Consider the following 25,313-nt stretch of genomic DNA (forward strand, 5'->3'; position numbering starts at 1 on the left):
ACCGGTCGAGTTTATTTCAAAGCCGCCAATATCGCCTCTTCACTAAACCCCCGAATAATCGTGCCATTCACATCAATCAACGGAATGCCGCGGCCACCCAGCGCTTCGTAGGCCTTGCGTCCCTCATCTGACTTCTCGATGTCGTACTCCTTGAACGGGATACCTTTGCTGTCGAGGAAGCGCCGCGTCTGTTTGCAGTAGCCGCACCACTCGGTCGCGTACATCACCACCCGGGCTTGCGCCTGGGTTTGCGCGGTAACGGCGTCCGAAGGATTGAAGAAGTGCTCGATCTTGCCCCAGTTCTGATAAACCACGACGACGAGCATGATCAGGGCGAACTTCTTCAGGATACCTATCAGCATGATCGAGTGTCCTCAGCGACGCTTGAGCTGATCAGTGAGCTGCGTTGGCAGGCCTTTGATGATCAGGGTGCCAGCGGCTTCGTCGTATTCGATCTTGTCACCCAACAAGTGCGCTTCAAAGCTGATCGACAGGCCTTCCGCGCGGCCGGTGAAGCGACGGAACTGGTTAAGAGTGCGCTTATCGGCCGGGATCTCTGGTGACAGGCCGTAATCCTTGTTACGGATGTGGTCGTAAAACGCACGTGGGCGCTCTTCGTCGATCAGGCCGGAGAGTTCTTCCAGGCCCATGGGCTCACCCATTTTGCTCTGGCTGCTGGCGTAGTCGACCAGGGTCTTGGTTTTCTCGCGGGCAGAGTCTTCGGGCAGGTCTTCGCTCTCGACGAAGTCGCTGAACGCTTTGAGCAAGGTGCGGGTTTCACCAGGGCCGTCAACGCCTTCCTGGCAGCCAATGAAGTCACGGAAGTATTCCGAGACTTTCTTGCCGTTCTTGCCCTTGATGAACGAGATGTACTGCTTGGACGTTTTGTTGTTCTGCCACTCTGACACGTTGATCCGCGCTGCCAGGTGCAGTTGGCCCAGGTCCAGATGGCGAGACGGTGTAACGTCCAGGGTTTCACTCACGGCGACGCCTTCGCTGTGGTGCAGCAGGGCGATGACCAGATAATCCGTCATGCCTTGTTGGTAGTGGGCAAACAATACGTGGCCGCCCACGGACAGGTTGGATTCTTCCATCAGCTTTTGCAGGTGTTCGACTGCGACCCGGCTGAACGCGGTGAAGTCTTTGCCGCCGTCCATGTATTCCTTCAGCCAGCCGCTGAATGGATGCGCGCCTGACTCAGCGTGGAAAAAACCCCACGCCTTGCCTTGTTTGGCGTTATAGCTTTCGTTGAGGTCGGCCAGCATGTTCTCGATGGCTTGGGACTCAGCGAGTTCGGAGTCGCGTGCGTGGAGAACTGCGGGCGTACCGTCGGGTTTCTTGTCGATCAGGTGGACGATGCAATGACGGATCGGCATGGATTTCTCGGCTGGTTGTGAGCGGGATACTGACGAGCGGCGCTGCTCGGTTAACGGCGGCCAGTGTAACGCACCCGGACGCGAAACGCGGCTGCACCCCTTGGTTTTAGCTCTCATGGTGGTGTTTGAACGGTTTTTTTTGGCTGATTCGGCAGAATCCTGTCCAAACGGGTAGGTTAGTGCGGATATTTGCTCGGCTCTGTGCTAGTTTTGCCCCGTCTTGCGCAGCATAGCGCGCCAAGCACCGCAGTTTGTGTGCGTTCGGGCCGAACCAATGCCCGGTTTCAGTATCTACATTTCGCGATTAATCGTGGCTGCTACTGGAGGGTCGGGTTCATGATCTGACCCCAGGCCGATGCTGCACTCTGCAATCCAAATGAATTTGATAGGGAAGGAACACCACCATGGCTCTGACTAAAGACCAATTGATCGCCGATATCGCAGAAGCTATCGACGCGCCAAAAACCACCGCGCGTAATGCTCTTGAGCAATTGGGCCAGATTGTTGCCGACCAACTGGAAAACGGCGCTGAAATCACTCTGCCGGGCATCGGCAAGCTGAAAGTTGCCGAGCGTCCAGCTCGCACTGGCCGTAACCCTTCGACTGGCGCTGCCATCGAAATCGCTGCCAAGAAAGTCATCAAGTTCGTACCAGCTAAAGTGCTGAACGACTCGATCAACAAGTAAGCACACGCTTGCTGTTGAAAAAGCCGTGCACCGGTTAACCGGGCACGGCTTTTTTGTGTCTGTCTATTGAAAATACGGGGCCTGTGGGAGCGAATTTATTCGCGAAGAGGTCGGTACATTCAATGCATATCTATCGTGAGTAACGCCGTCTTCGCGAATAAATTCGCTCCCACAGGTGAGTGGCGGTTGTTTATTTCAACGCCCAGCGCTCCTGACGCCACGCCTCTTGTCTGGCCTTGTCATGAAAGGTCCACGCCACGAAGCGGCTTTGCTTCTGGCCCTGGCCCATCTCGACCACCTGGCTTTCAAACACGCCGACTTTCTTCAGCGTGCTTTGAATCATCGGCAGGTTCGACGCCTTTGAAACCAGCGTGCTGAACCACAACACCTGTTTCGCTGCTTGGGTGCTTTCTTTGATCAGTTGAGTGACGAAGCCGATTTCGCCGCCTTCACACCACAACTCCTGAGATTGCCCGCCGAAGTTCAGCACCGGCAGTTTGCGTTTCGGGTCTGCCTTGCCCAACGCCCGCCATTTACGCTGACTGCCGCGCTGTGCTTCTTCCAGAGACGAGTGGAAGGGCGGGTTGCAAAGGCTTACGTCGAAACGCTCATCGCTGCTGAGCAGGTCCAGCAGGATCTGTTTGCGATTACTTTGCTGACGCAGGCTGATGGCCTTGCTCAGGTTGTTGGACTTGATGATTGCAGTGGCGGCAGAAATGGCTGTTGGGTCAATGTCAGAGCCGAGGAACTGCCAGCCATAGTCGCCGTGCCCGATCAGTGGGTACACGCAGTTTGCACCGGTGCCGACGTCCAGCGCCTTGATCAAAGCGCCGCGAGGAATTACGCCTTCGTTGCGCTCAGCCAGCAGGTCGGCGAGGAAGTGCAGATAGTCTGCACGGCCAGGAATCGGCGGGCATAGATAGTCTGCCGGGATATCCCAGTGGGCAATGCCATAAAACGACTTGAGCAGCGCCCGGTTGAACACGCGTACGGCGGCCGGGTTGGCGAAGTCGATGCTTTCCTTGCCATACGGGTTGGTGATCAGAAACTGACCCAGTTCCGGGCTGCTTTTAATCAGCTTGGGGAAGTCGTAATGGCCTTGATGGCGATTGCGTGGGTGCAAAGTGGCTTTTTCACGGGGCTCGGCTGGTTTGCCTGGCTGCGCCGGTTTGGGCTTTTTGCGGGGTGGTTTTGGTGTGTTCGGGATGGTCATGCCGATGAGGTCTCGTTGAAACGCAAAACCCTGTAGGAGTGAGCTTGCTCGCGATAGCGGTTTGTCAGGCACTAATCATGTGAATGACAGACCGCTATCGCGAGCAAGCTCACTCCTACAGGGTTTGAATAAATCAGCCAGCCTTGTGGAAGGCTGGCTGACTGGTTTATTTACAAACTCGCAATCCGCGCATGCTGCTCAGCCAGCTTGCCCAGAGCCTGTTCAGCTTCGGCCATCTTCGCGCGTTCCTTGGCGATGACTTCAGGCGGGGCCTTGTCGACGAAGGCAGCGTTGGACAGCTTGCCGCCCACTCGTTGCACTTCGCCTTGCAGACGCAGGATTTCCTTGTCCAGACGCGCCAGTTCGGCATCTTTGTCGATCAAGCCAGCCATCGGCACCAACACTTCCATTTCACCCACCAGACCAGTGGCCGACAGCGGTGCTTCTGCGCCTGCTTCCAGTACGGTGATGGATTCCAGCTTGGCCAGTTTCTTCAGCAGGTAATCGTTTTCCTGCAGGCGACGCAAGTCTTCGGCGTTGACGTTCTTGAGGAACAGTTGCAGCGGCTTGCCCGGCCCGATGTTCATTTCGCCACGAATGTTACGCGTGGCGAGCATCAGGCCCTTGAGCCATTCGATGTCGTCTTCGGCGGCTTGATCGATGCGTGCTTCGTTGGCCACTGGCCAAGGTTGCAGCATGATGGTTTTGCCTTCCGCACCGGCCAGCGGCGCAAGGCGTTGCCAGATTTCTTCGGTGATGAACGGCATGAACGGATGCGCCAGACGCAGCGCAACTTCCAGCACGCGAACCAGCGTACGACGGGTGCCGCGCTGACGTTCAACCGGGGCATTCTCGTCCCACAGCACAGGCTTGGACAGTTCCAGATACCAGTCGCAATACTGATTCCAGATGAATTCGTACAGCGCCTGAGCCGCGAGGTCGAAACGGAATTGATCCAGTTGACGGGTCACTTCGGCTTCGGTGCGCTGCAGTTGCGAGATGATCCAGCGATCAGCCAGCGACAGCTCGACTTCTTCGCCGTTCTGGCCGCAGTCGTCGCCTTTATCAAGCACGTAACGCGCCGCGTTCCAGATCTTGTTGCAGAAGTTGCGATAGCCTTCGACGCGGCCCATGTCGAACTTGATGTCGCGACCGGTGGACGCCAGCGAGCAGAAGGTGAAGCGCAGGGCGTCGGTGCCGTAGCTGGCGATGCCGTCAGCGAATTCGTCGCGGGTCTGCTTTTCAATCTTCTTCGCCAGTTTCGGCTGCATCATGCCGGAGGTGCGTTTCTGCACCAGATCTTCCAGCTCAATGCCGTCGATGATATCCAGGGGGTCCAGGACATTGCCCTTGGACTTGGACATCTTCTGGCCCTGGCCATCGCGGACCAGACCATGCACGTACACGGTTTTGAACGGAACCTGCGGCGTGCCGTCTTCGTCTTTCACCAGGTGCATGGTGAGCATGATCATCCGGGCAACCCAGAAGAAAATGATGTCGAAGCCGGTGACCAGTACGTCGGTGGAGTGGAAGGTTTCCAGCGCCTTGGTCTTTTCCGGCCAGCCGAGGGTGGAGAAGGTCCACAGGCCCGAACTGAACCAGGTGTCGAGTACGTCGTTGTCCTGTTGCAGCGCAACGTCGGGGCCCAGGTTGTTCTTGGCGCGGACTTCGGCTTCGTCGCGACCCACATAAACCTTGCCGGACTCGTCGTACCAGGCCGGAATGCGGTGGCCCCACCAGAGCTGACGGCTGATGCACCAGTCCTGGATGTCACGCATCCATGAGAAGTACATGTTTTCGTATTGCTTGGGCACGAAGGCGATGCGGCCGTCTTCGACAGCAGCAATGGCCGGTTCAGCCAGAGGCTTGGTAGACACGTACCACTGGTCAGTCAGCCACGGCTCGATGATGGTGCCGGAGCGGTCGCCTTTCGGGACTTTCAGGGCGTGATCGTCGACGCTGACCAGCAGGCCGGCGGCGTCGAACGCAGTAACGATCTGCTTGCGCGCTTCGAAACGGTCAAGACCTGCGTATTCGGCGGGCAGGGTGCCGTCCACGGTTTCATTCAGGGTGCCGTCGAGGTTGAACACCTGAGCGGCGGCCAGCACGTTGGCGTTCTTGTCGAAAATGTTCAGCAGCGGCAGGTTGTGGCGCTTGCCGACTTCGTAGTCGTTGAAATCGTGGGCCGGGGTGATTTTCACGCAGCCGGTGCCGAATTCAGGGTCGCAGTATTCATCTGCAATGATCGGTATGCGGCGGCCAACCAGTGGCAGCTCAACGAACTTGCCGATCAGTGCCTTGTAACGCTCGTCTTCCGGGTTAACGGCCACGGCGGCATCACCGAGCATGGTTTCCGGGCGCGTCGTGGCAACGATCAGGTAATCCAGACCGTCAGCGGTTTTCGCGCCGTCAGCCAGTGGATAACGCAGGTTCCACAGGAAGCCTTTCTCGTCGTGGTTTTCCACTTCCAGGTCGGAAATCGCGGTGTGCAGTTTGGTGTCCCAGTTGACCAGACGCTTGCCGCGATAGATCAGGCCATCTTCATGCAGGCGCACGAAAGCTTCTTTAACCGCGTCCGACAGGCCGTCGTCCATGGTGAAGCGCTCACGGCTCCAGTCTACAGACGAGCCCAGGCGACGGATCTGACGGCTGATGTTGCCGCCGGACTGATCTTTCCATTCCCAGATTTTCTCGAGGAATTTATCGCGGCCCAGATCGTGACGGTTCAGGCCCTGCGCTTCGATCTGACGCTCTACCAGCATCTGCGTCGCGATACCTGCATGGTCGGTGCCCGGCTGCCACAGGGTGTTGCGACCCTGCATGCGACGGAAGCGGATCAAGGCGTCCATGATCGCGTTATTGAAACCATGGCCCATGTGCAGGCTGCCGGTGACGTTCGGCGGCGGGATCATGATGGTGTACGAGTCACCAGCGCCTTGCGGGGCGAAGTAATTCTCGGATTCCCAGGTTTGATACCAGGAAGTTTCAATAGCGTGCGGCTGGTAGGTCTTGTCCATGCGCGGCGGGAACCTATTGCTGTAATTCAGGAAAGCCGACAAGTATAGCGGGGATGAACGGCTGGGCGTAGAGCGGGGCGATGATTAGCTGTAGGAGGTAGGCATATCCCTGTGGGACAGGCTCGCGCAAAATCTATCGGACTGCCAAAAACTGTGGGGATTCGATGTTGACCTGCAAGCCTTGTGTAGATACCTGTGGGAGCCGAGCTTGCTCGCGATGCAGGCGCAGCGAGGGCTCAGATACACCGCGTCATCGTTCATCGCGAGCAAGCTAGGCTCCCACAGGAGATCACGCAAGTCATCGGCTAGCGCGACTCCACAGGGGCGTTAATTCTGATACTGGCTCAGCAGCCTTTCCATCCGCGCTTCAAGACGGCGTTTGATTTCGGTCTCGATGTGCGGCGCGAAGTCGTCGATGACGTCTTGCATGATCAACTGGGCTGCGGCGCGCAGCTCGGAGTCGAGATAAAGCAGCGCGTCTTCTTTTGATTTGGCTTGCGCCGGGGCTGCTGCCACGGGAGCCTCGACAGGCTGTGCAGGCTCGGGTGTCAGGGTCGGAATGTCGGCATCATCTTCATCGCCGAAATCCAGTTCCTGGCTCAATGCCGGTTTTGCACCCACCACATCGAACAGCAGAGGGATTTGCCCCTCGCCATGAGCCGGTGGTTGCTGGGAGTCATCGCCGAGCAGTTGGCGGATCGACTCGAGGTCGTCCAGCAAGTGGGCGGAGTTTTTCAGAGGGTTTGAATTATCCATCGTGTGCTCAAAGCCGCTGTAGTCGGTGATCTTGCAGAGGATAGCCCTGTTCACGATAGAAACGAAAACTCTCTCGTGCGGCCAGTCGTATGGCGGGGTCTTCCACCACTATTTCCGCCACGCGGGCGAAACGTTTGAAAAAAACGGGGATGCGCAGGTCAAGATTGACCAGCAGATCCTGATGTTGCCCCGGGTCTTCACCCAGGCCCAGCACCACGGGCGCGACCTGATCGTCTTCCGCGTCACCATGGGGTATGAAGGTTTCGCCTTTAAACCGCCATAGCCGGGCATCCAGATCTTCACGCTGCGCGGCATCGCTGCAGTGCAGGTAAATACGGTGACCCATGCGCCAGGCTTTTTCCGTGAGCTTGCAGGCGAAGTCCAGGCGAGCTGAGGGATCGGTGCTTGGGAGAATGTAGAAGTCGACTTGTGTCATGTGGGTTCCAGGTCGCGGGGTGCTTGTCAAACATCACATGAAACGCAGCTTCCGGTAGGAGCGAACTTGTTCGCGAGGCGTAATGACCGCGTCTGCAGGTCTATCGCCTCGCGAACAAGTTCGCTCCTACCGGGGCTGCGTGATGCAAACGCCCCCGTGTTCCTTACGCACCAGCGCGGTCGAGCAGGTATTGGGTCAGCAACGGAACCGGACGGCCAGTGGCGCCCTTGTCCTTGCCGCCGCTCAGCCATGCTGTGCCAGCGATGTCCAGGTGTGCCCACTCGTAGGCTTTGGTAAAGCGTGACAGGAAGCAGGCTGCGGTGATCGTGCCGCCTTTCGGGCCGCCAATGTTGGCGATGTCGGCGAACGGGCTGTCCAGTTGTTCCTGATATTCGTCGAACAACGGCAACTGCCATGCACGGTCGTCGGCAAATTTGCCAGCGTCCAGCAACTGATTGATCAGCGCATCGTTGTTGCCCAGCAGGCCGGATGTGTGACCGCCCAATGCCACGACGCAAGCGCCGGTCAGGGTGGCGATGTCGATCACGGCCTGAGGCTTGAAGCGCTCGGCGTAGGTCAGGGCGTCACACAGCACCAGACGGCCTTCGGCGTCAGTATTGAGGATTTCTACGGTCTGGCCGCTCATGGTGGTGACGATGTCGCCAGGGCGTGTCGCGGTGCCGCTTGGCATGTTCTCGGCGGCGGCGATGACGCACACCAGGTTGATCGGCAGTTGCAGTTCCAGCACGGCGCGGAGGGTGCCAAATACGCTGGCAGCGCCGCACATGTCGAACTTCATCTCGTCCATGCCAGCGGCAGGCTTGATGCTGATACCGCCGGTATCGAACGTGATGCCTTTACCGACCAGCACGAAAGGCTTCTCGCTTTTCTTGCCGCCGGAGTAGTTCATGACGATCAGGCGTGGCGGTTGGGCGCTGCCCTGTGCCACAGCAAGGAACGAACCCATGCCCAGCTCCGCGAGTTTTTTCTCGTCGTGAACTTCAACCTTGAGGTTTTTGTGCGCTTTGCCCAGTGCCTTGGCCTGCTCGCCCAGGTAAGTCGGGTGGCAGATGTTCGGTGGCATGTTGCCCAGATCGCGGGTCAAGGCCATACCGGTAGCGATGGCCTTGGCGTGAGAGGCTGCACGCTCTACGTCGGCAACGCTGATCTTGTCGGTCAGCAGGGTGATTTTCTTCAGCGCCCGTGCTTCGGCTTTCTGAGTCTTGAAACGGTCGAAGACGTATTCGCCATCGGCCAGGGTTTCGACCAGCAAACGCGCTTTACCGTAGGTGTCACGGTTTTTAACGGCTACCTGATCCAGGGCGATGGCAGCATCACTGCCGCCCAGGCCTTTAAGAATTGACAGCACGGCACTGACGATTTTCTTGAATTGACGGTCAGACAATTCCGCTTCTTTACCCGTGCCGACCAGCAGAACACGCTCGGCTTTCAAGTTCGGCAGATTGTGAAGGAGCAGACTTTGAGCCACTTTGCCGGTCAGATCGCCCCGTTTGAGCACTGCACTGATGGCGCCACCGCTGAGCGCATCTACGGCTTTTGCGGCATCGCTGAGCGCGCGACCTTCGCCCACGGCGACCACAAGGGTCGCGGTCTTCAAGGTTTCTGGGCTTACGCTTTTAACAACCAATTCCATGTCGGGGTCCCCGAATAAACGATGAGCTTTCGCGAAATGAATGACGTGCGCGGCAGGGAGCGGGTGTTTCGCATCAACATGCCAACGACAAGGCCCGCAGTTTGACCCCGCCACGGGACCGCTGACAACCCCGGAAAACATGCGAATGCGGCTCTGTGCAGGACCTTTCCGTGAGAACTATCCGGAGCACGCAGTGACAGAGGGCATCATTCACAGGATAATGCCGCATATTTTTTGGCAGAGCCGTGTTGAGTCTGCCGCCACTGCTAGTACCTTTTCTTGTCTGGCTGCCTGAGCCTGGCGACCCTGGAGTGTCTGGTTTGATCGTCTTTCGTTATCTGTCCCGAGAAGTGCTGGTTACCTTGAGCGCTGTGAGCGCCGTGTTGTTGGTAATCATCATGAGCGGACGCTTCATCAAGTACCTCGCGCAGGCCGCGTCCGGGGCACTGGATCCTGGCGTGCTGTTCATGATCATGGGTTTTCGTATGCCCGGCTTCCTGCAACTGATCCTGCCACTGGGGCTGTTTCTGGGGATTCTGCTGGCTTACGGTCGGCTTTATCTTGAAAGCGAAATGACGGTTCTAGCCGCTACAGGCATGAGCCAGCAGCGTTTGTTGTGGATGACCATGGCCCCGGCGACCCTGGTTGCGCTGCTGGTTGCCTGGTTGAGCTTCAGCCTCGCGCCTCAGGGGGCGACGCAGTTTTCCCTGCTGATCAACAAGCAGGATGCAATGACCGAGTTCGACACTTTGGTGCCAGGTCGTTTCCAGGCCCTGCGCGACGGTACTCGCGTCACGTACACCCAAGAGCTTTCCGATGACCGTTCTAATCTGGGCGGTGTCTTCATTTCGGAAAAACGCGTGTCCTCCGACAAGAGCAAGGATCGCGGGATTACGGTTCTGGTTGCAGAAAAAGGCCACCAGGAGATCAAACCTGACGGCAACCGCTTCCTGATTCTGGAAAACGGTTATCGCTATGACGGCAACCCGGGCGAAGCCAACTACCGTGCAATCAAGTACGACACTTATGGTGCGATGCTGCCCAAGCCGGACATCAGTGACGAAATCACCGACCGCGAAGCCATTCCGACATCCGACCTGTTCGGCAGTGATGTGCGCCGCAATCAGGCTGAGCTGCAGTGGCGTATCTCGCTGCCGATCCTGGTCTTTATCGTGACCTTGATGGCAGTGCCACTGTCGCGGGTCAATCCACGCCAGGGTCGTTATCTGAAATTGCTGCCAGCCATCCTTCTTTACATGGCTTACCTGACCATGCTGATCGCGGTGCGTGGCGCACTTGAGAAAGGCAAGCTGCCAATGGCGCTGGGTATCTGGTGGGTGCATGTATTGTTTCTGTTGATCGGCCTCGGGCTTTTGTATTGGGAGCCGTTGCGCTTGAAGATGGCGAGTCGCCGCAGCGCGTCGGAGGTGGCTCATGGTTAAGCTCGATCGTTACATTGGCAAAAGCGTTTTTGTCGCCATTCTCGCTGTTCTCGGGATCATTCTCGGTCTGGCATCGTTGTTCGCCTTTATCGATGAAATGGGTGACGTCAGCGACAGCTACACCTTGCTCGATGCCAGCAGCTTCGTATTGATGACTGCGCCACGGCGTGTGTATGAAATGCTGCCAATGGCGGCGCTGATTGGCTGCCTGATAGGCCTGGGCAGCCTGGCCAGCAGCAGCGAACTGACAATCATGCGGGCCGCCGGTGTCTCCATCGGCCGCATCGTCTGGGCGGTCATGAAGCCGATGCTGGTGCTGATGATCGCCGGTGTACTGATCGGCGAATACGTGGCTCCGGCTGCCGAGAATCAGGCGCAGGCCAACCGCTCACTGGCGCAGGGCAGTGGTGATGCACAAAGTGCCCGTCATGGTATGTGGCACCGCCAAGGTGATGAGTTCATCCACATCAACTCGGTGCAGCCTAACGGTATTTTGTATGGTGTAACCCGCTATCGTTTCGATAACGAGCGACACATGCTCAGTGCCAGCTTCGCCAAACAGGCAACGTTCAACACCGACTCCTGGGCGCTGAAAGACATCACCACCACCTTCTTCCGTGATGGCAGCACTGAAGTTATCAAGACGGCGGACGAGCGTTGGGACGTAGCACTGAGTCCACAGCTGCTTAGTACGGTCATCATGCCGCCTGACTCTTTGTCGATTACCGGGTTGTGGCAATACGCGCATTATCTGGCTGATCAGGGCCTGAGCAATGGCCGCTACTGGCTGGCATTCTGGACCAAGGTTCTGCAGCCGCTGGTAACGGTGGCGCTGGTGTTGATGGCGATCTCGTTTATCTTCGGTCCGCTGCGCTCTGTGACGTTGGGGCAGCGGGTATTTACCGGTGTGCTGGTAGGGTTCACCTTCCGCATCGTGCAAGACCTGCTAGGCCCATCAAGCCTCGTGTTCGGCTTCTCGCCCCTGTTTGCCGTGTTGGTGCCTGCCGCTGTCTGCGCATTGGCTGGGGTGCTGTTGTTGCGCAGGGCCGGGTAAGGTTTTGCTGCTGTGAAAAAGCCGACTTCGTGTCGGCTTTTTTGTATGCGCTGTTAAGTACTGTTGGGAACGTACTACAGCTATCGCGGGCAAGCGCGCTCCTACATAAGGTAGCGGTCCGGTAGGAGCGAACTTGTTCGCCAGGCGGCAGACCTGAGTCGCCGCTTCAGGCCCTCTCGCCAACAAGTTGCCTCCTACCGGATCGAGATCCAACTGTAGGATCTAATGACACGATCACCCAGCCGCAAAGATGAGTTGCTCTACCTCTGCTTCGGCACTCGCACCAACTGGCTGTTGGAATACCTGTCGTGCCAGCTGCGATTCTGCTTATCAAACAGCGCCCAGATGAACCCCAGGCCTACACACAGCCACGATGCTATGGACACCATGAACCGCAGCAGTGCCTGTAGCAGACTGATGCCACTGCCGTCGGCATTTTGTACCCGGATGCCCCAGACCTGCATGCCCAACGTTTGCCCGGAGTGAGTCCAGAATTTGGCGAAGAAACCAAATACCACCAGCAGCAAAATCGTGGACAGGAAGGGGTCGCCGTCCAGCGAGCCTGATTCCGACAACGCCTTTAAGCGCGCCTCACCCATAAAGGCCATCAGCACCAACTTGTAAATAAAAGCGGTGACTAGCAGCAGGGCAAAGCACAGCAGTGCGTCGTAGCAGATCGCAGCGAAACGGCGGCCGAGGCTTGCGGGAGGGAACTCACCTTGCGGGCGAAGCATGTGTCGGGACATGGTGGTGGTTCTCGCTCATCGATCGAAAGAACACATTTTACTAACTCGCAGGCATAAAAAAGCCCCCTGATATCAATACCAGGGGGCTTTTTGTTCCAAGGCTTACGCTTCGGCTTGTACTTCGTCGGCCTGCAGGCCTTTCTGGCCTTGCACTGCAACGAAGGTCACTTTCTGACCTTCTTTCAGGCTTTTGAAGCCATTGCCCTGAATAGCGCGGAAGTGCACAAACAGATCCGGACCGCTTTCTGGAGTGATAAAACCAAACCCTTTCTCGTCGTTAAACCACTTGACGGTACCGCTCTGACGTGTAGACATTTTCTTATTTCCTTGGAACTTGAATTAATGACAGCCTCCCTCACCTGAAAGAGTACTGGGCTGGTTGCAGGAAGTAAGAAGCGTAGAGCGGGTTGTAGCAAAGCTTAGCGCTACTGCCCAGGTCCCGATTCAGCGACCCATGCAAACACAGTTGAGAAACTCTACGCTAACTCTTGTTACAAACACAAGCCCCTGTCCAGTGCCCGTATTCACGAGGTTTGGGGCTGTTTTAAAATATTTACCAGTTGCGCAGAATCGATAGTTTTTTACTGTTGAGCGCACTCTTCGAGTGCGCTGTTTTGGCACTTTCGCCGCTGTTTAGTGCGATAAGAGATGCGGCGAGCTGATGAACTCTGCCGCCGCATTTTTTTTGACGCCGTTATTCAACCGCGGAAGTAACGTTGTGCAACGAAAGGCATTTTACTAACGCGCATAGGTACTTGCTTGCCTCGCACTACCGCCCAGACTTCTGTGTCGAGTGCAGTCAATGAACTGTCTACATAGCCCATCGCCAACGGACCGCCCAATGTCGGTCCGAAACCACCGCTGCAAACAGTACCGACAGCGTTACCGGCGGCGTCGACGATATCGGTGCCTTCACGTACCGGCGTTCGTTCTTGTGGTAGCAAGCCAACCCGCTTGCGTGCAGGGGCTGTTTGTTGCTGAGCGAAGATCTGCTCGGCTCCCGGGAAACCGCCAGCACGTGCGCCATCTGCGCGGCGAACCTTGGATATTGCCCACAGCAGGCTGGCTTCGATGGGGGTTGTCTCGGTATTCATGTCGTGGCCGTAAAGGCACAGACCCGCTTCCAGGCGCAGTGAATCTCGCGCGCCGAGACCAATCGGAGCGACTTCCGGTTCGGCCAGCAGACGCCGTGCGAGGGCTTCAGCCTGATCAGCCGGGACGGAGATTTCGTAACCGTCTTCGCCGGTGTAGCCCGAGCGGCTGACGTAGCAGTCGACGCCCAGTAGCTGGACGCTGGCGAACTGCATGAATGTCATTTTGGCGACTTCAGGAGCAAGGCGCGCCAGCACGGTTACGGCTTGTGGACCTTGCAAGGCGAGCAATGCCCGCTCTTCAAACAGTGACTGGATTGCGCAATGGTTGCCCAGGTGTTTTTGCAGGTGAGCCAGGTCTTCGTTCTTGCAGGCGGCATTGACCACCAGCATCAGTTGATCGTTGCCCAGGTTGGCGACCATCAGGTCATCGAGGATGCCCCCGTTCTCGTTGGTGAACATTGCATAACGCTGCATGCCGACGGGCAGGTCGATGATGTCCACCGGCACCAGTGCTTCCAGCGCTTTGGCCGCATCGGCACCCGTCAGGCGAATCTGGCCCATGTGCGACACATCAAACAGCCCGGCTTTTTCCCGGGTGTGCAGGTGTTCTTTCATCACGCCAGCCGGGTATTGCACAGGCATGTCGTAGCCCGCGAAAGGCACCATTTTTGCGCCGAGTTCGCGGTGCAGAGCGTGGAGCGGGGTGGTGAGCAGTTGTTCGGTGGTCATGGTTCAATCCTTTTGAAGAGGCTAATGAAATCCTTGTAGGAGCTGCCGCAGGCTGCGATGACCTGCGGAGCAGGTGCCAATGGGTCGAAGACCGTTCCGGTCTTTTCGCAGCTTTCGGCAGCTCCTACCAAGGAGTTGCGCAACGAATCACGCCTCTTGATAGCTCTCGATGGACGGGCAGGCACAGATCAGGTTGCGGTCGCCAAACACGTTGTCGACGCGACCTACCGGTGGCCAGTACTTGCCGTCGATCAGGGATTCGACCGGATACACCGCTTGCTCGCGGCTGTAAGGGTGGGTCCATTCGCCGACGATTTCCGCCGCAGTGTGCGGTGCGTTTTTCAGCGGATTGTCTTCTTTGTCCAGTACGCCGTTTTCGACCGCGCGGATTTCTTCGCGGATCTTGATCATCGCGTCGCAGAAGCGGTCCAGCTCTTCTTTGGATTCGCTTTCGGTCGGCTCGATCATCAACGTGCCTGCTACCGGGAACGACATGGTTGGGGCGTGGAAGCCGAAGTCGATCAGGCGCTTGGCGACGTCATCAACGCTGATGCCGCTGGTTTCTTTCAGCGGGCGCAGGTCGAGGATGCATTCGTGCGCCACCAGACCGCTGCTGCCGGTGTAGAGAACTGGGTAGTGTTCTTCGAGGCGGCGAGAGATGTAGTTGGCGTTGAGAATGGCCAGTTGCGAAGCGCGTTTGAGGCCTTCACCACCCATCATGCTGATGTACATCCAGGTGATTGGCAGGATGCTCGCGCTGCCGAATGGCGCTGCGCAGACCGCGCCTTCCTTGCGTGCCATGGTGGCGTGCCCCGGCAGGAATGGGGTCAGGTGCGACTTGACGCCAATCGGACCCACGCCCGGGCCACCACCGCCGTGCGGGATGCAGAAGGTTTTGTGCAGGTTCAGGTGGGAAACATCGCCGCCGAATTTGCCCGGTGCGCAGAGGCCGACCATGGCGTTCATGTTGGCGCCGTCGATGTAAACCTGGCCGCCGTTGTCGTGAACGATGGCGCAGATCTCGCGGATGCCTTCTTCAAACACGCCGTGGGTCGACGGGTAGGTGATCATGATCGCGGCCAGATGGTCGCGGTGCTCGATGGCCTTGGCGCGTAGGTCTTCGATGTCGACGTTGCCACGCGCATCGCACGCAGTCACGACTACGCGCATGCCAGCCATGTTGGCGGTGGCCGGGTTGGTGCCGTGGGCCGATTGTGGAATCAGGCAGATGTCGCGGCGCTCATCGCCACGGCTCTGGTGATAGGCACGGATAGCCAACAGGCCGGCGTACTCGCCTTGGGAACCGGCGTTAGGCTGCAGCGAGATCGAGTCGTAGCCGGTGGCGGCGCAGAGCATCGCTTCCAGCTCGTCGGTCAGTTGTTGATAACCCGCGCTTTGTTCGGCAGGTGCAAACGGATGCAGGTTGCCAAATTCAGCCCAGGTGACCGGGATCATTTCGCTGGCTGCGTTGAGCTTCATGGTGCAAGAGCCCAGCGGGATCATGGTGCGATCCAGCGCCAGATCCTTGTCGGCCAGTTTGCGCAGGTAGCGCATCAGCTCGGTTTCTGAGTGATAACGGTTGAACACCGGGTGGCTGAGGATCGCTGATTCACGCAGCAATGCTTGCGGCAGGCGCGATTCAACGCTTTGCTCCAGTGCGGCGAAGTCAGGTAGTTGCTGGCCTTCGCCTGCGAAGATTGCCCACAGGGTTTCAACCGACGCTTGCGAGGTGGTTTCGTCAAAGGACAGACCCAGACGCTCGCCGTCGATCTCCCGCAGGTTGATCTGCTGGGCACGAGCCTTGGCGTGCAGCGCTGCGGTGTCTGCGCCGGTCTTCAACGACAGACTGTCGAAGTAGAATTCCTGCTCGACGTTCAGGCCCAACTGGCTCAAGCCTTTGGCGAAGATTGCAGTCAGGTGGTGCACGCGGTTGGCGATTTGCGTCAGGCCACGTGGACCGTGGTAAACGGCGTACATGCTGGCGATATTGGCCAGCAGCACTTGGGCGGTGCAGATGTTGCTGGTGGCTTTCTCGCGACGGATATGTTGCTCGCGGGTCTGCATGGCCAAGCGCAGGGCCTGCTTGCCATGGCGGTCTACGGAGACGCCAACCAGACGGCCTGGCATGTCGCGCTTGAATGCATCTTTAGTGGAAAAGTAAGCCGCGTGCGGGCCGCCGAAACCCAGTGGTACGCCAAAGCGCTGGGCGCTGCCGATGGCGACGTCTGCGCCGAATTCACCGGGTGGGGTCAGCAAGGTCAGGGCCAGCAGGTCGGCCGCGACGGCCACCAGAGCGTTGGCAGCATGGAAGCGTTCAACCAGTTCGCGGTAGTCGAACAGGTCGCCGTTGCTGGCAGGGTATTGCAACAGGGCGCCGAAAAACGGGCTGACGTCGCTCAGCTCTGCTTCGTCAGCGACGACTACAGTGATGCCCAGTGGCTCGGCGCGAGTGCGCAGCACATCGAGGGTTTGCGGGTGGCAATGGCTGGAGGCGAAGAACTGGTGGCTGCTTTTGTTCTTGCTCAGGCGTTTGCAGAAGGTCATGGCTTCGGCAGCGGCAGTGGCTTCGTCGAGCAGCGAAGCGTTGGCGATCGGCAGGCCGGTGAGGTCGCTGATCAGGGTCTGGAAGTTAAGCAGTGATTCCAGGCGGCCTTGGGAAATTTCTGGCTGATAAGGCGTGTAGGCGGTGTACCAGGCCGGGTTTTCCAGCAGGTTGCGCAAGATCGGCGCAGGCGTATGGGTGTTGTAGTAACCCTGACCGATGTAGGTCTTGAACAGTTGGTTCTTGCTGGCAATGGCTTTGATTGACGCCAGGGCGTCGGCTTCGCTCAGACCGGGCTCCATGCCCAGAACGCTGGTGCCTTTGATGCTTTCCGGGATGACGCTGGCGCTCAACGCTTCCAGCGAATCAAAGCCCAGGGTTTGCAGCATGGCTTGCTCGTCAGCGGCGCGCGGGCCGATGTGACGGGCAATGAATTCGTTGGCGGTGCTCAATTGAATACGGTCAGTCATGGTCTGCTCCTCAGGCTTCGGCGTTGGCTTTGATCAGACGGTCGTAGGCGTCCTGATTAAGCAGGCTATCGATAGCGCTGGCGTCTTGGGGAATGAAGCGAAAGAACCAGCCAGCGCCAAGGGCGTCCTCATTGACCAGTTCTGGAGTGGCGTCGAGGGCCTGGTTGACTTCAACCACTTCGCCATCGAGCGGCATGTTGATGCTGCTGGCTGCTTTTACCGACTCCACTACCGAAGCTTCGGCGTCCTTGGTGTAGGTCTGCAGCTCAGGAAGTTGCACGTAAACCACATCACCGAGAGATTCTTGCGCGTAAGGCGTGATGCCTACCGTGACACTGCCATCGGCTTCTGCACGCAGCCATTCGTGATCGACAGTGAATCGCAACTCGCTCATAGATACTCCTAAGGTGACTTAGCGCTCGCGGGACGCGCGAACATTGATGACAATCACTTAGCAAATATGCGGCCAGTTTTATTTTTGTTATATAAATCAACTAGTTAGATGGCATTGAGTATCTAGCATTGATTTGCCGTGTAGCGAAATCGATACAGTCTGTATCCGGTTACAAACTTTCGGCGGATCAGAGCCTTGGCGGCGGCGGGCATGCCAATGTCGTATTGAAATCGTTACGGTGTATCGATATCGATACGGGTGCGCGCCAGTTTTAATTCACCCGTTGGAGCGAGGCTTGCCCGCGAAGAACGATAACGCGGCATGGATGACACACCGCAGCGACTGATTCGCGGGCAAGCCTCGCTCTAACGGATTAGGCGATCCTGTGGGAGCCGAGCTTGCTCGCGATGTAAACACCACAGGTCTAAGGCCCATCGCATCCAGCCTTATCGCGGGCAAGCCCAGCTCCCACGATGTATTGCGTCAATCACACCATCACCGCACGGCACTCACCCCATCCAGGGTCGAGAACGAAGTGTCCTTGGCGGTGAGCAGGAAGTCGCGCATGTAGGGCGCATCCAGCATGTCGGTTCGCACTCCGGCATAGAGTGTAGCGAACAATCCTTTTTCGCCCAGTCGCTTGCCTTTCACGTAGCCACGCGAGCTGTATTCATGCAGTGCCCAATGGGGCATGCCGCACACGCCACGGCCGCTGGCGACCAGTTGCATCATCATCACGGTAAGTTCCGACGTGCGCACCTGCGCAGGCTCAATGTCTGCCGGTTCAAGGAAACGGGTGAAAATGTCCAGCCGGTCCCGCTCCACGGGATAAGTAATCAGGGTTTCCTTGATCAGGTCTTCCGGCACGATGTACGGCTTGCTGGCCAATGGATGCTGGTTGGCGACAGCGAGCATGGCTTCGTAAGTGAACAGTGGCACATATGTGATCCCGACCAGTTCGAGCGGATCAGACGTCACCACCAGATCAAGATCGCCACGGGCCAGAGCAGGCAGAGGCGCGAAAGCAAACCCCGAGGCCAGGTCCAGTTCGACTTCCGGCCAGGCGTCGCGGAACTGGTCTATGGTTGGCATCAGCCACTGAAAGCAGCTGTGGCATTCGATCGCCATGTGCAGACGACCTGCTGTACCCCCGGCGAGCCGTGCGATATCACGCTCGGCACCCCGCAGTTGCGGCAGCACGGCGTCCGCCAGTTGCAGCAGGCGCAGCCCGGCGCTGGTAAAACGCACCGGTTTGGTTTTGCGCACGAACAACGGCATGCCCATGCGTTCTTCCAGTTCCTTGAACTGATGAGACAGGGCCGACTGGGTCAGATGCAGGCGCTCGGCAGCTTCCACGAGGCTGTCGGCTTCACGCAAAGCGTGCAGGGTTTTCAGGTGGCGTATCTCAAGCATCTCGTCTCGCAGACCTGTCAGTGCTTCATGAATGAATTTTGTGAACAACACGAAAACAATGAGTTTGTCTCACGTTGGGTCGGCTGTCGACAATAGCGTCATATTTCGACAGGAGCTTTTCATCATGGCCTTGGCCCACAATCTTGGATTCCCGCGCATCGGCGCTGATCGTGAACTAAAAAAAGCGCTGGAAGCGTTCTGGAGGGGCGAGCTTGATCAGCAAGGCCTGCGCGATGTTGGTCGGGAACTGCGCGCGGTTCATTGGCAGCTACAGAAAGACGCTGGTATCGAGCTGCTGCCCGTGGGTGACTTCGTCTGGTATGACCAGGTGTTGAGCCACTCGCTTGCTTTCGGCGTAGTCCCCGAGCGTTTCGCCGGTACCCGTGACGCTCAGGGCCTGCCAACTCTGGACACCCTTTTCGCGATGGCAAGGGGCGCTGAAAGCTGCTGCGGCGGTGCGCATGCTCAGGCGTCGGGTCAGCAGCAGTACGCTCAGGAACTGACCAAGTGGTTCGACACCAACTACCACTATCTGGTCCCTGAGTTTTCTCAGGATCAACGTTTTCAGTTGAGCTGGGAGCAGTTATTCGAAGAGGTGGATGAAGCCCGCGCTCTGGGGCACAAGGTCAAACCGGTACTGATCGGTCCTTTGACGTATCTGTGGCTGGGTAAGGCCAAGGGGCATCATTTCGATAAGCTGGAGCTGTTGGACCGTTTGTTGCCGGTGTACGGCGAAATCCTTGGTCGTCTGGCCGGGCAAGGTGTGGAGTGGGTGCAGATTGATGAGCCAATCCTCACGCTTGATTTGCCTCAAGACTGGAAAAACGCATTCGAGCGCACCTATCACAGCCTGCAGTATTCCCCGCTGAAAAAACTGATCGCGACTTATTTCAGTGGTCTTGAAGACAACCTTGGCTTGGCGGTTTCTCTGCCGGTAGACGGTCTGCACATAGACCTTGTGCGTGCGCCGGATCAACTGGCTGCCGTGCTGGATCGTCTGCCGAGCTATAAGGTGTTGTCGCTGGGCGTGGTTAACGGGCGCAACGTCTGGCGTTGCGATCTCGAACAGGCATTGGGCCAGTTGCAGGAAGCGCGGCAGCGCTTTGGCGACAATCTCTGGGTCGCCGGTTCATGCTCCTTGTTGCACAGTCCGGTTGATCTGGGGCGTGAAGACAAGCTCGACGCTGAACTGAAGAGCTGGCTCGCTTTTGCTGTACAGAAGTGCGGTGAAATCTCGCTGCTTTCCACTGCCCTGAACGATCCCCAGGCTGCTCACGTCCAGCGTGCGCTGGGCGAAAGCCGCGCGATTCAGGCCAGCCGTTTGCAGTCACCGCGTATCCACAAACCGCAGGTGCAGGCGCGGCTGGCGGCGATCACCACGCAGGACAGCCAGCGCCAATCGGCCTTTGCCGAGCGTATCGGGCAACAGCGTGACCGGTTGAATTTGCCAGCGTTTCCGACCACGACTATTGGCTCGTTCCCGCAGACTGCGTCGATCCGGCTGGCACGTCAGGCGTTCAAGTTGGGCAAGTTGTCGGCCAATGACTATCACGACGCCATGCGCCATGAGATTCGCCATGCGGTACAAATCCAGGAACGCCTCGGGCTGGACGTTCTGGTGCACGGCGAGGCGGAGCGTAATGACATGGTCGAGTACTTCGCCGAGCAACTGGACGGTTACGCATTCACCCGTTTTGGCTGGGTGCAGAGTTACGGTTCGCGTTGCGTGAAGCCAGCAGTGATATTTGGTGATCTAAGTCGCCCTCAAGCGATGACAGTGGACTGGATCAGCTATGCGCAAAGTCTGACCGACAAGCTGATGAAGGGCATGCTGACCGGCCCGGTGACCATGTTGATGTGGTCGTTCCCGCGAGAGGACGTGTCCCGCAAGATCCAGGCGCAGCAGCTGGCACTGGCGATTCGCGATGAGGTGGTGGACCTGGAGGCAGCTGGCATCAAGATTGTGCAGATTGATGAGGCCGCGTTCCGCGAAGGCTTGCCGCTGCGCCGGGCGCAATGGCAGGAATATCTGGACTGGGCCGTGGAAGCGTTCCGCCTGTGCGCGAGTGGTGTGCGGGACGAAACGCAGATTCATACTCACATGTGCTACAGCGAATTCAATGATGTGATCGACTCCATCGCGGCGATGGATGCCGATGTGATCACCATTGAGACGTCGCGTTCGGACATGGAACTGCTGGAGGCTTTCAAGGCTTTCGATTACCCGAACGATATTGGTCCCGGGGTATATGACATTCATTCACCACGTGTACCGGGCACTGAGGAAATGGTGAAACTGATGCGCAAAGCGGTGCAACATGTGCCTGCTGAGCGCTTGTGGGTCAACCCGGATTGCGGCCTGAAAACCCGCGCCTGGCCGGAGACCGAGGCGGCGCTGGTGAACATGGTGGCGGCGGCACGGCAGTTGAGAGCTCAGTTAGCCTGATATGAGTTCCAGTGGGAGCGGGCATGCACCGCTCCCACTGGAACTCATCACAACATTTACACGACCGCTCAGCCACCTTCATCAAACTGTCACGCAACTGTGGCAGCGCGCTTGAGAAAACTTCATCACACTCGTTGCCTACTGGGGATCTGTTTGTCGGTGTTTCTTAATGCGCGTTCTTCTTTTTCTGGCCGCACTCTTGTGCGGCTTGCCGTCTTTTGCGGCCTCCAAATGTGATGTCAATGTTCCTGTTCAGATAGCCGAGCTCAAAGAAGTGCGACTGGCTTATCAGAGTATCGGCAACGAATCCGATCCTGCTTTGCTGCTGGTCATGGGGTTGGGCGGGCAGTTGATTCACTGGCCTGACGAGGTCGTGGCGGCGCTGTGTCAGCAGGGGTATCGGGTCATTCGCTACGACAACCGAGACGTTGGCCTGTCCACCTGGAACGCTCCACCGGCCAATGCCAATCTCACCTATGAAGTGCTGCGCTACAAACTCGGCCTGCCGGTTTCCGCTCCGTATTCACTGACCGATATGGCAGACGATGCGCTGGGATTGATGGACGTTCTGCACGTCCAGCAGTTTCACGTGTTAGGTGCGAGCATGGGCGGCATGATTGCGCAGCATCTGGCGGATCTGGCCCCTCAGCGTATCGAAAGCCTGACCCTGATCATGACCAGTTCCGGTGCTGGGGGCTTACCCATGCCTAACGCCGCTTTGCTGCAATTGCTGGCCAAGCGTGGCGCCCCGAACAGAGCAGCCGCGCTGGAGCAGCAGGCCGATCTGCTCGCAGCACTGGGCAGTCCTGAAGTGAAAGACGATCGGGCCATGCTCTTGCAGCAGGCGGCGGCGTCCTACGACCGTGCGTTTAATCCGGAAGGGGTGAAGCGTCAGATTCTCGCGATTCTGGCTGAGCCGAGCCGGGTGCAATTGCTTGATCGTCTGCGTCTGCCGGTGCTGGTCGTCCACGGAACAGCTGATCCGCTATTGCCTGTGATGCATGGCGTGCATGTAGCGGCGCACATCCGTGGTAGCCAGTTGCGGCTGATACCGGGCCTGGCTCACCGCTTTCAGGAGGCGTTCAAGGCTCCGCTGCTTGCGGCGGTGTTGCCTTACCTGCGTGCGCAGCATGACGATGGCCGGAGCATGGCGCAGCTTTGAAACAGCACCGGACTTAGGCGTATCGTGGTGGCTTTCTTTATTTAGAGTGAGCCTGCCATGAGCACTCCGTTGAAAATTGATTTCGTCTCCGATGTGTCCTGCCCCTGGTGCGTGGTCGGCCTGCGGGCGCTGAATGAAGCGCTGGCTGAGCTGGGCGGTGAAGTTCAGGCGCAGATTCACTTCCAGCCGTTCGAACTGAACCCGAATATGCCTGCCGAAGGGCAGGACCTGAACGAACACATTTTCGAGAAATACGGCTCGACGCCCGAGCAATCCGCCGCCAACCGGGAAAATATCCGCCAGCGGGGCGCTGAGCTGGGGTTTACCTTCACTCAGGGCGATCGACGTATCTACAACACCTTTGACGCCCATCGGTTGCTGCATTGGGCCGAGCTTGAAGGCAAGCAAAAAGCCTTGAAGGAAGCCTTGTTCGCGGCTTATTTCACAGACCTTGCCGATCCGTCCAGCCACCGCGTGTTGGCCGATGTTGCGCAGAAAGTCGGCCTTGATCGTGTGCGGGCAGAGGCGATTCTGAGCAGCGATCAATTTGCCGCCGAAGTCCGCGAGCAGGAGCAATTGTGGGTTTCAAGGGGCATCAGCTCGGTGCCGACCATTGTCTTCAACGACCAATATGCAGTCTCGGGCGGGCAGCCGGTTGAGGTGTTTGTAGGGGCCATTCGTCAGATAGTGGCGGAGGGGAGATAACCCGCCCGTCCCTGGGCTGACCTCCAGTGGGGAGCAGAGCTTGTTCTGGGCAGCAGCGATTCGCCTTGGAATCGCAAGGACCTTATCGCGAGCAAGCTCTGCTCCCACAATTGATCCAGCTCCTTCAGTGAAATATGTGTTGCTGACCCAGGCCACTATCGGTTATCAATTTGTACATGATTAGACATGTTCGATTTGATAAAAAACAACGCGTGGTGGATGAGCTTGCACGACGCATCGAAAGTGGCCAGCTGGAGTCGGGCAATCTGTTGCCGGGCGAGCATTTGCTGGCGCAGGAATTCGATGTCAGCCGGGGCACCCTGCGTGAAGCCTTGTCCGAGCTCAAGCGGCGCAATTACATCGCCACTCAGTCGGGTGTCGGTTCGATTGTGACCTACGACGGCATCAGCCTCGACCAGCGCAGTGGCTGGGCGCAGGCGCTGGCTGATACCGGGGCGAGGGTAACTACCGAAATCCTGCGCGTAATGGAGGTTGAGCGCACTGACCTGCAAAGCCGTTTCGGTACTGTCCACTTCATCGCCATCGACCGTCGCCGCACGGCTGCCGATGGCAGCGTGGTTTCCCTTGAGCGAGCCCTGGTTCCTGCCGTTGAAGGCCTGGAAAACCTGCCTGCAACGGGGCTTATCGAGGATTCCTTGACGCTTACCCTGGCGGCGCATGGCTTCGTCGGGGATCGCGGTGATCAATGGATCGGTGCCGAGCCGCTGACTGCTGATGATGCATTGTTGATGATGCGTGAACCCGGCAGCGTATTTCTCAAGGCCATTCGCACCACCTACGACCGACGCGAGCGCTTTATGGAGCATGTGGAAAGCTTGCTCGACCCGCTGCATTTCCGCATGCACCTGGCGTTTGGAGGTCTGTCATGAGTCTTCTAGGCCGCCGCGACCGCGCCTTGGGCGCTTTTTATGGGCTGGCGTTGGGCGATGCTCTGGGCATGCCGACCCAGTCGTTGAGCCGCGATCAGATTCAGGCGCGTTTCGGTCGAATCCTGACGTTTATGGCCGCCGGTGCGGATCAGCCGATTGCGCCGAACATGCCTGCCGGGTCGATTACCGATGACACCGAGCAAGCCGTATTGGTCGCCGAACTGCTGGTAGCCGGATCAGGGCGCATCGACCCGTCCGACCTGGCTCAACGTCTGATCGATTGGGAGGCGGTGATGCAGGCCAAGGGCTCCCAGGATTTGTTGGGCCCTTCAACCAAACGAGCCATTGAAATGATCCTCGCCGGGCACAGTCCGGAAGAGGCTGGCCGTTTCGGTACCACCAATGGCGCAGCGATGCGCATTACCCCGGTTGGCATTGCGGCTGATATCGCCGATCCGCAGCGTTTTATCGCATCGGTCGTGCAGGCCTGCCAGGTGACTCACAACACGACATTGGGCATCGCCAGTGCTGCCGCAGTCGCCGGTGCGGTTTCAGCCGGTATCAACGGTGCAAGCCTGAGCGAGGCACTCAAGCTCGGTGTGGTCGCCGCCAGACTGGGCGAACAGCACGGCCATTGGGTGGCCGGCGGGCGTATTGGTGCACGTATCGAATGGGCGCAGCAGTTGTGCGCTGATTGCGAAACCGAGGCACTGCCGGATTTGCTCTATGACGTGATCGGCACGTCAGTGGCATCGCAGGAATCGGTGGTCGCAGCCTTCGCTCTGGCTCAACACGTCGCGGCGGATCGTCTGTCGGCGTTTGAAGCGCTGTGCATGGCGGCGAGCCTGGGCGGTGACACCGACACCATTGCGGCGATTCTTGGCGCAATTCTGGGTGCCAGCCAAGGGCTGCACGCCTGGCCGCCGGTGCTGATCGAGCAGGTTAAACAGGTCAACACGCTGGAGCTGACCGCGCTGGTCGAGGAATTACTGGCCCTGCGTTCAGCCTGAGGCTGTCTGCTTAAAAACTGAATCAGGGACAAACGCTGATGCCGCGGTGGCTAACCGCCGTGGCGCAGGCGTGTTCAG

General features: G+C 58.1%; 21 protein-coding genes. 8 read left to right on the top strand and 13 right to left on the bottom strand.

Annotation, left to right across the window (positions count from 1 at the left end; genetic code table 11):
- Positions 1-11 precede the first annotated feature (11 nt).
- Together ACYASS_RS06210 and yejK are read right to left on the bottom strand one after the other, a co-directional pair.
- The gene (locus tag ACYASS_RS06210) at positions 12-362 is read right to left on the bottom strand and encodes a glutaredoxin family protein (RefSeq protein ID WP_243245526.1); all 351 of its coding nucleotides are present in this window, start codon (positions 360-362) and stop codon (positions 12-14) included.
- A gap of 12 nt (positions 363-374) precedes the next feature.
- Entirely contained in the window at positions 375-1,376 is a 1,002-nt protein-coding gene (gene yejK, locus ACYASS_RS06215) for a nucleoid-associated protein YejK (protein ID WP_463585486.1), read from the bottom strand.
- 404 nt (positions 1,377-1,780) lie between these two features.
- On the opposite strand from yejK, the gene ACYASS_RS06220 reads away from it, so the two are divergent.
- Positions 1,781-2,062 (top strand): HU family DNA-binding protein, encoded by a 282-nt coding sequence (locus ACYASS_RS06220; protein ID WP_027900723.1) that lies wholly within the window; start codon positions 1,781-1,783, stop codon positions 2,060-2,062.
- Between the two features lie 190 nt (positions 2,063-2,252).
- Here ACYASS_RS06220 and rlmF read toward each other — a convergent pair whose 3' ends face one another.
- From rlmF to ACYASS_RS06245, 5 genes are all read right to left on the bottom strand, one after another.
- Positions 2,253-3,275 carry a 23S rRNA (adenine(1618)-N(6))-methyltransferase RlmF gene (gene rlmF / locus ACYASS_RS06225; RefSeq protein ID WP_463585487.1) on the bottom strand — a complete coding sequence of 341 codons (1,023 nt, stop codon included), beginning with the start codon at positions 3,273-3,275 and terminating at the stop codon, positions 2,253-2,255.
- 170 nt (positions 3,276-3,445) lie between these two features.
- On the bottom strand, positions 3,446-6,292 hold the full coding sequence (locus ACYASS_RS06230; RefSeq protein ID WP_463585488.1) for a valine--tRNA ligase: 2,847 nt from the start codon (positions 6,290-6,292) through the stop codon (positions 3,446-3,448).
- 327 nt (positions 6,293-6,619) lie between these two features.
- Positions 6,620-7,048, bottom strand: a complete 429-nt coding sequence (locus ACYASS_RS06235) for a DNA polymerase III subunit chi (RefSeq protein ID WP_463585489.1) — start codon at positions 7,046-7,048, stop codon at positions 6,620-6,622.
- A gap of 7 nt (positions 7,049-7,055) precedes the next feature.
- Positions 7,056-7,484, bottom strand: a complete 429-nt coding sequence (locus ACYASS_RS06240; protein WP_463585490.1) for a DNA polymerase III subunit chi — start codon at positions 7,482-7,484, stop codon at positions 7,056-7,058.
- Between the two features lie 163 nt (positions 7,485-7,647).
- A complete protein-coding gene (locus tag ACYASS_RS06245; protein WP_463585491.1) occupies positions 7,648-9,138 on the bottom strand; it encodes a leucyl aminopeptidase in 1,491 nt (496 codons plus the stop codon).
- 320 nt (positions 9,139-9,458) lie between these two features.
- On the opposite strand from ACYASS_RS06245, the gene lptF reads away from it, so the two are divergent.
- The gene (lptF, locus tag ACYASS_RS06250) at positions 9,459-10,580 is read left to right on the top strand and encodes an LPS export ABC transporter permease LptF (protein ID WP_243245520.1); all 1,122 of its coding nucleotides are present in this window, start codon (positions 9,459-9,461) and stop codon (positions 10,578-10,580) included.
- Complete coding sequence (gene lptG, locus ACYASS_RS06255; protein WP_243245519.1) at positions 10,573-11,634, top strand: LPS export ABC transporter permease LptG; 1,062 nt, start codon at positions 10,573-10,575, stop codon at positions 11,632-11,634. Before lptF ends, lptG begins: the two co-directional genes overlap by 8 nt.
- A gap of 260 nt (positions 11,635-11,894) precedes the next feature.
- Here lptG and ACYASS_RS06260 read toward each other — a convergent pair whose 3' ends face one another.
- The 6 genes from ACYASS_RS06260 to metR all read right to left on the bottom strand — a co-directional run bounded on the left by ACYASS_RS06260 (position 11,895) and on the right by metR (position 19,022).
- A complete protein-coding gene (locus ACYASS_RS06260) occupies positions 11,895-12,380 on the bottom strand; it encodes an RDD family protein (protein ID WP_463585492.1) in 486 nt (161 codons plus the stop codon).
- A 102-nt stretch (positions 12,381-12,482) separates the two neighbouring features.
- A complete protein-coding gene (locus ACYASS_RS06265) occupies positions 12,483-12,695 on the bottom strand; it encodes a cold-shock protein (RefSeq protein ID WP_243245517.1) in 213 nt (70 codons plus the stop codon).
- 383 nt (positions 12,696-13,078) lie between these two features.
- Positions 13,079-14,203: a glycine cleavage system aminomethyltransferase GcvT gene (gcvT, locus tag ACYASS_RS06270; RefSeq protein ID WP_463585493.1), complete on the bottom strand. Its 1,125-nt coding sequence runs from the start codon at positions 14,201-14,203 to the stop codon at positions 13,079-13,081.
- 147 nt (positions 14,204-14,350) lie between these two features.
- A complete protein-coding gene (gene gcvP / locus ACYASS_RS06275) occupies positions 14,351-17,215 on the bottom strand; it encodes an aminomethyl-transferring glycine dehydrogenase (protein WP_463585494.1) in 2,865 nt (954 codons plus the stop codon).
- 10 nt (positions 17,216-17,225) lie between these two features.
- Positions 17,226-17,609 (bottom strand): glycine cleavage system protein GcvH, encoded by a 384-nt coding sequence (gene gcvH / locus ACYASS_RS06280; RefSeq protein ID WP_463585495.1) that lies wholly within the window; start codon positions 17,607-17,609, stop codon positions 17,226-17,228.
- A gap of 495 nt (positions 17,610-18,104) precedes the next feature.
- Positions 18,105-19,022, bottom strand: coding sequence for a transcriptional regulator MetR (gene metR, locus ACYASS_RS06285; RefSeq protein WP_243245514.1), 918 nt, complete (start codon positions 19,020-19,022; stop codon positions 18,105-18,107).
- A 124-nt stretch (positions 19,023-19,146) separates the two neighbouring features.
- Here metR and metE point away from each other — a divergent pair, with 124 nt between their 5' ends.
- From metE to ACYASS_RS06310, 5 genes are all read left to right on the top strand, one after another.
- Positions 19,147-21,468, top strand: coding sequence for a 5-methyltetrahydropteroyltriglutamate--homocysteine S-methyltransferase (metE, locus tag ACYASS_RS06290; RefSeq protein ID WP_463585496.1), 2,322 nt, complete (start codon positions 19,147-19,149; stop codon positions 21,466-21,468).
- 169 nt (positions 21,469-21,637) lie between these two features.
- Positions 21,638-22,630: an alpha/beta fold hydrolase gene (locus tag ACYASS_RS06295; RefSeq protein ID WP_463585497.1), complete on the top strand. Its 993-nt coding sequence runs from the start codon at positions 21,638-21,640 to the stop codon at positions 22,628-22,630.
- 57 nt (positions 22,631-22,687) lie between these two features.
- Positions 22,688-23,335, top strand: coding sequence for a DsbA family oxidoreductase (locus tag ACYASS_RS06300; protein ID WP_463585498.1), 648 nt, complete (start codon positions 22,688-22,690; stop codon positions 23,333-23,335).
- A 176-nt stretch (positions 23,336-23,511) separates the two neighbouring features.
- Positions 23,512-24,225: a GntR family transcriptional regulator gene (locus tag ACYASS_RS06305; protein ID WP_463585499.1), complete on the top strand. Its 714-nt coding sequence runs from the start codon at positions 23,512-23,514 to the stop codon at positions 24,223-24,225.
- Entirely contained in the window at positions 24,222-25,235 is a 1,014-nt protein-coding gene (locus tag ACYASS_RS06310; protein WP_463585500.1) for an ADP-ribosylglycohydrolase family protein, read from the top strand. The genes ACYASS_RS06305 and ACYASS_RS06310 overlap by 4 nt, the downstream gene beginning before the upstream one ends.
- The last annotated feature ends 78 nt before the right edge of the window (positions 25,236-25,313 follow it).

The organism is Pseudomonas sp. HP_14 (assembly GCF_055283875.1).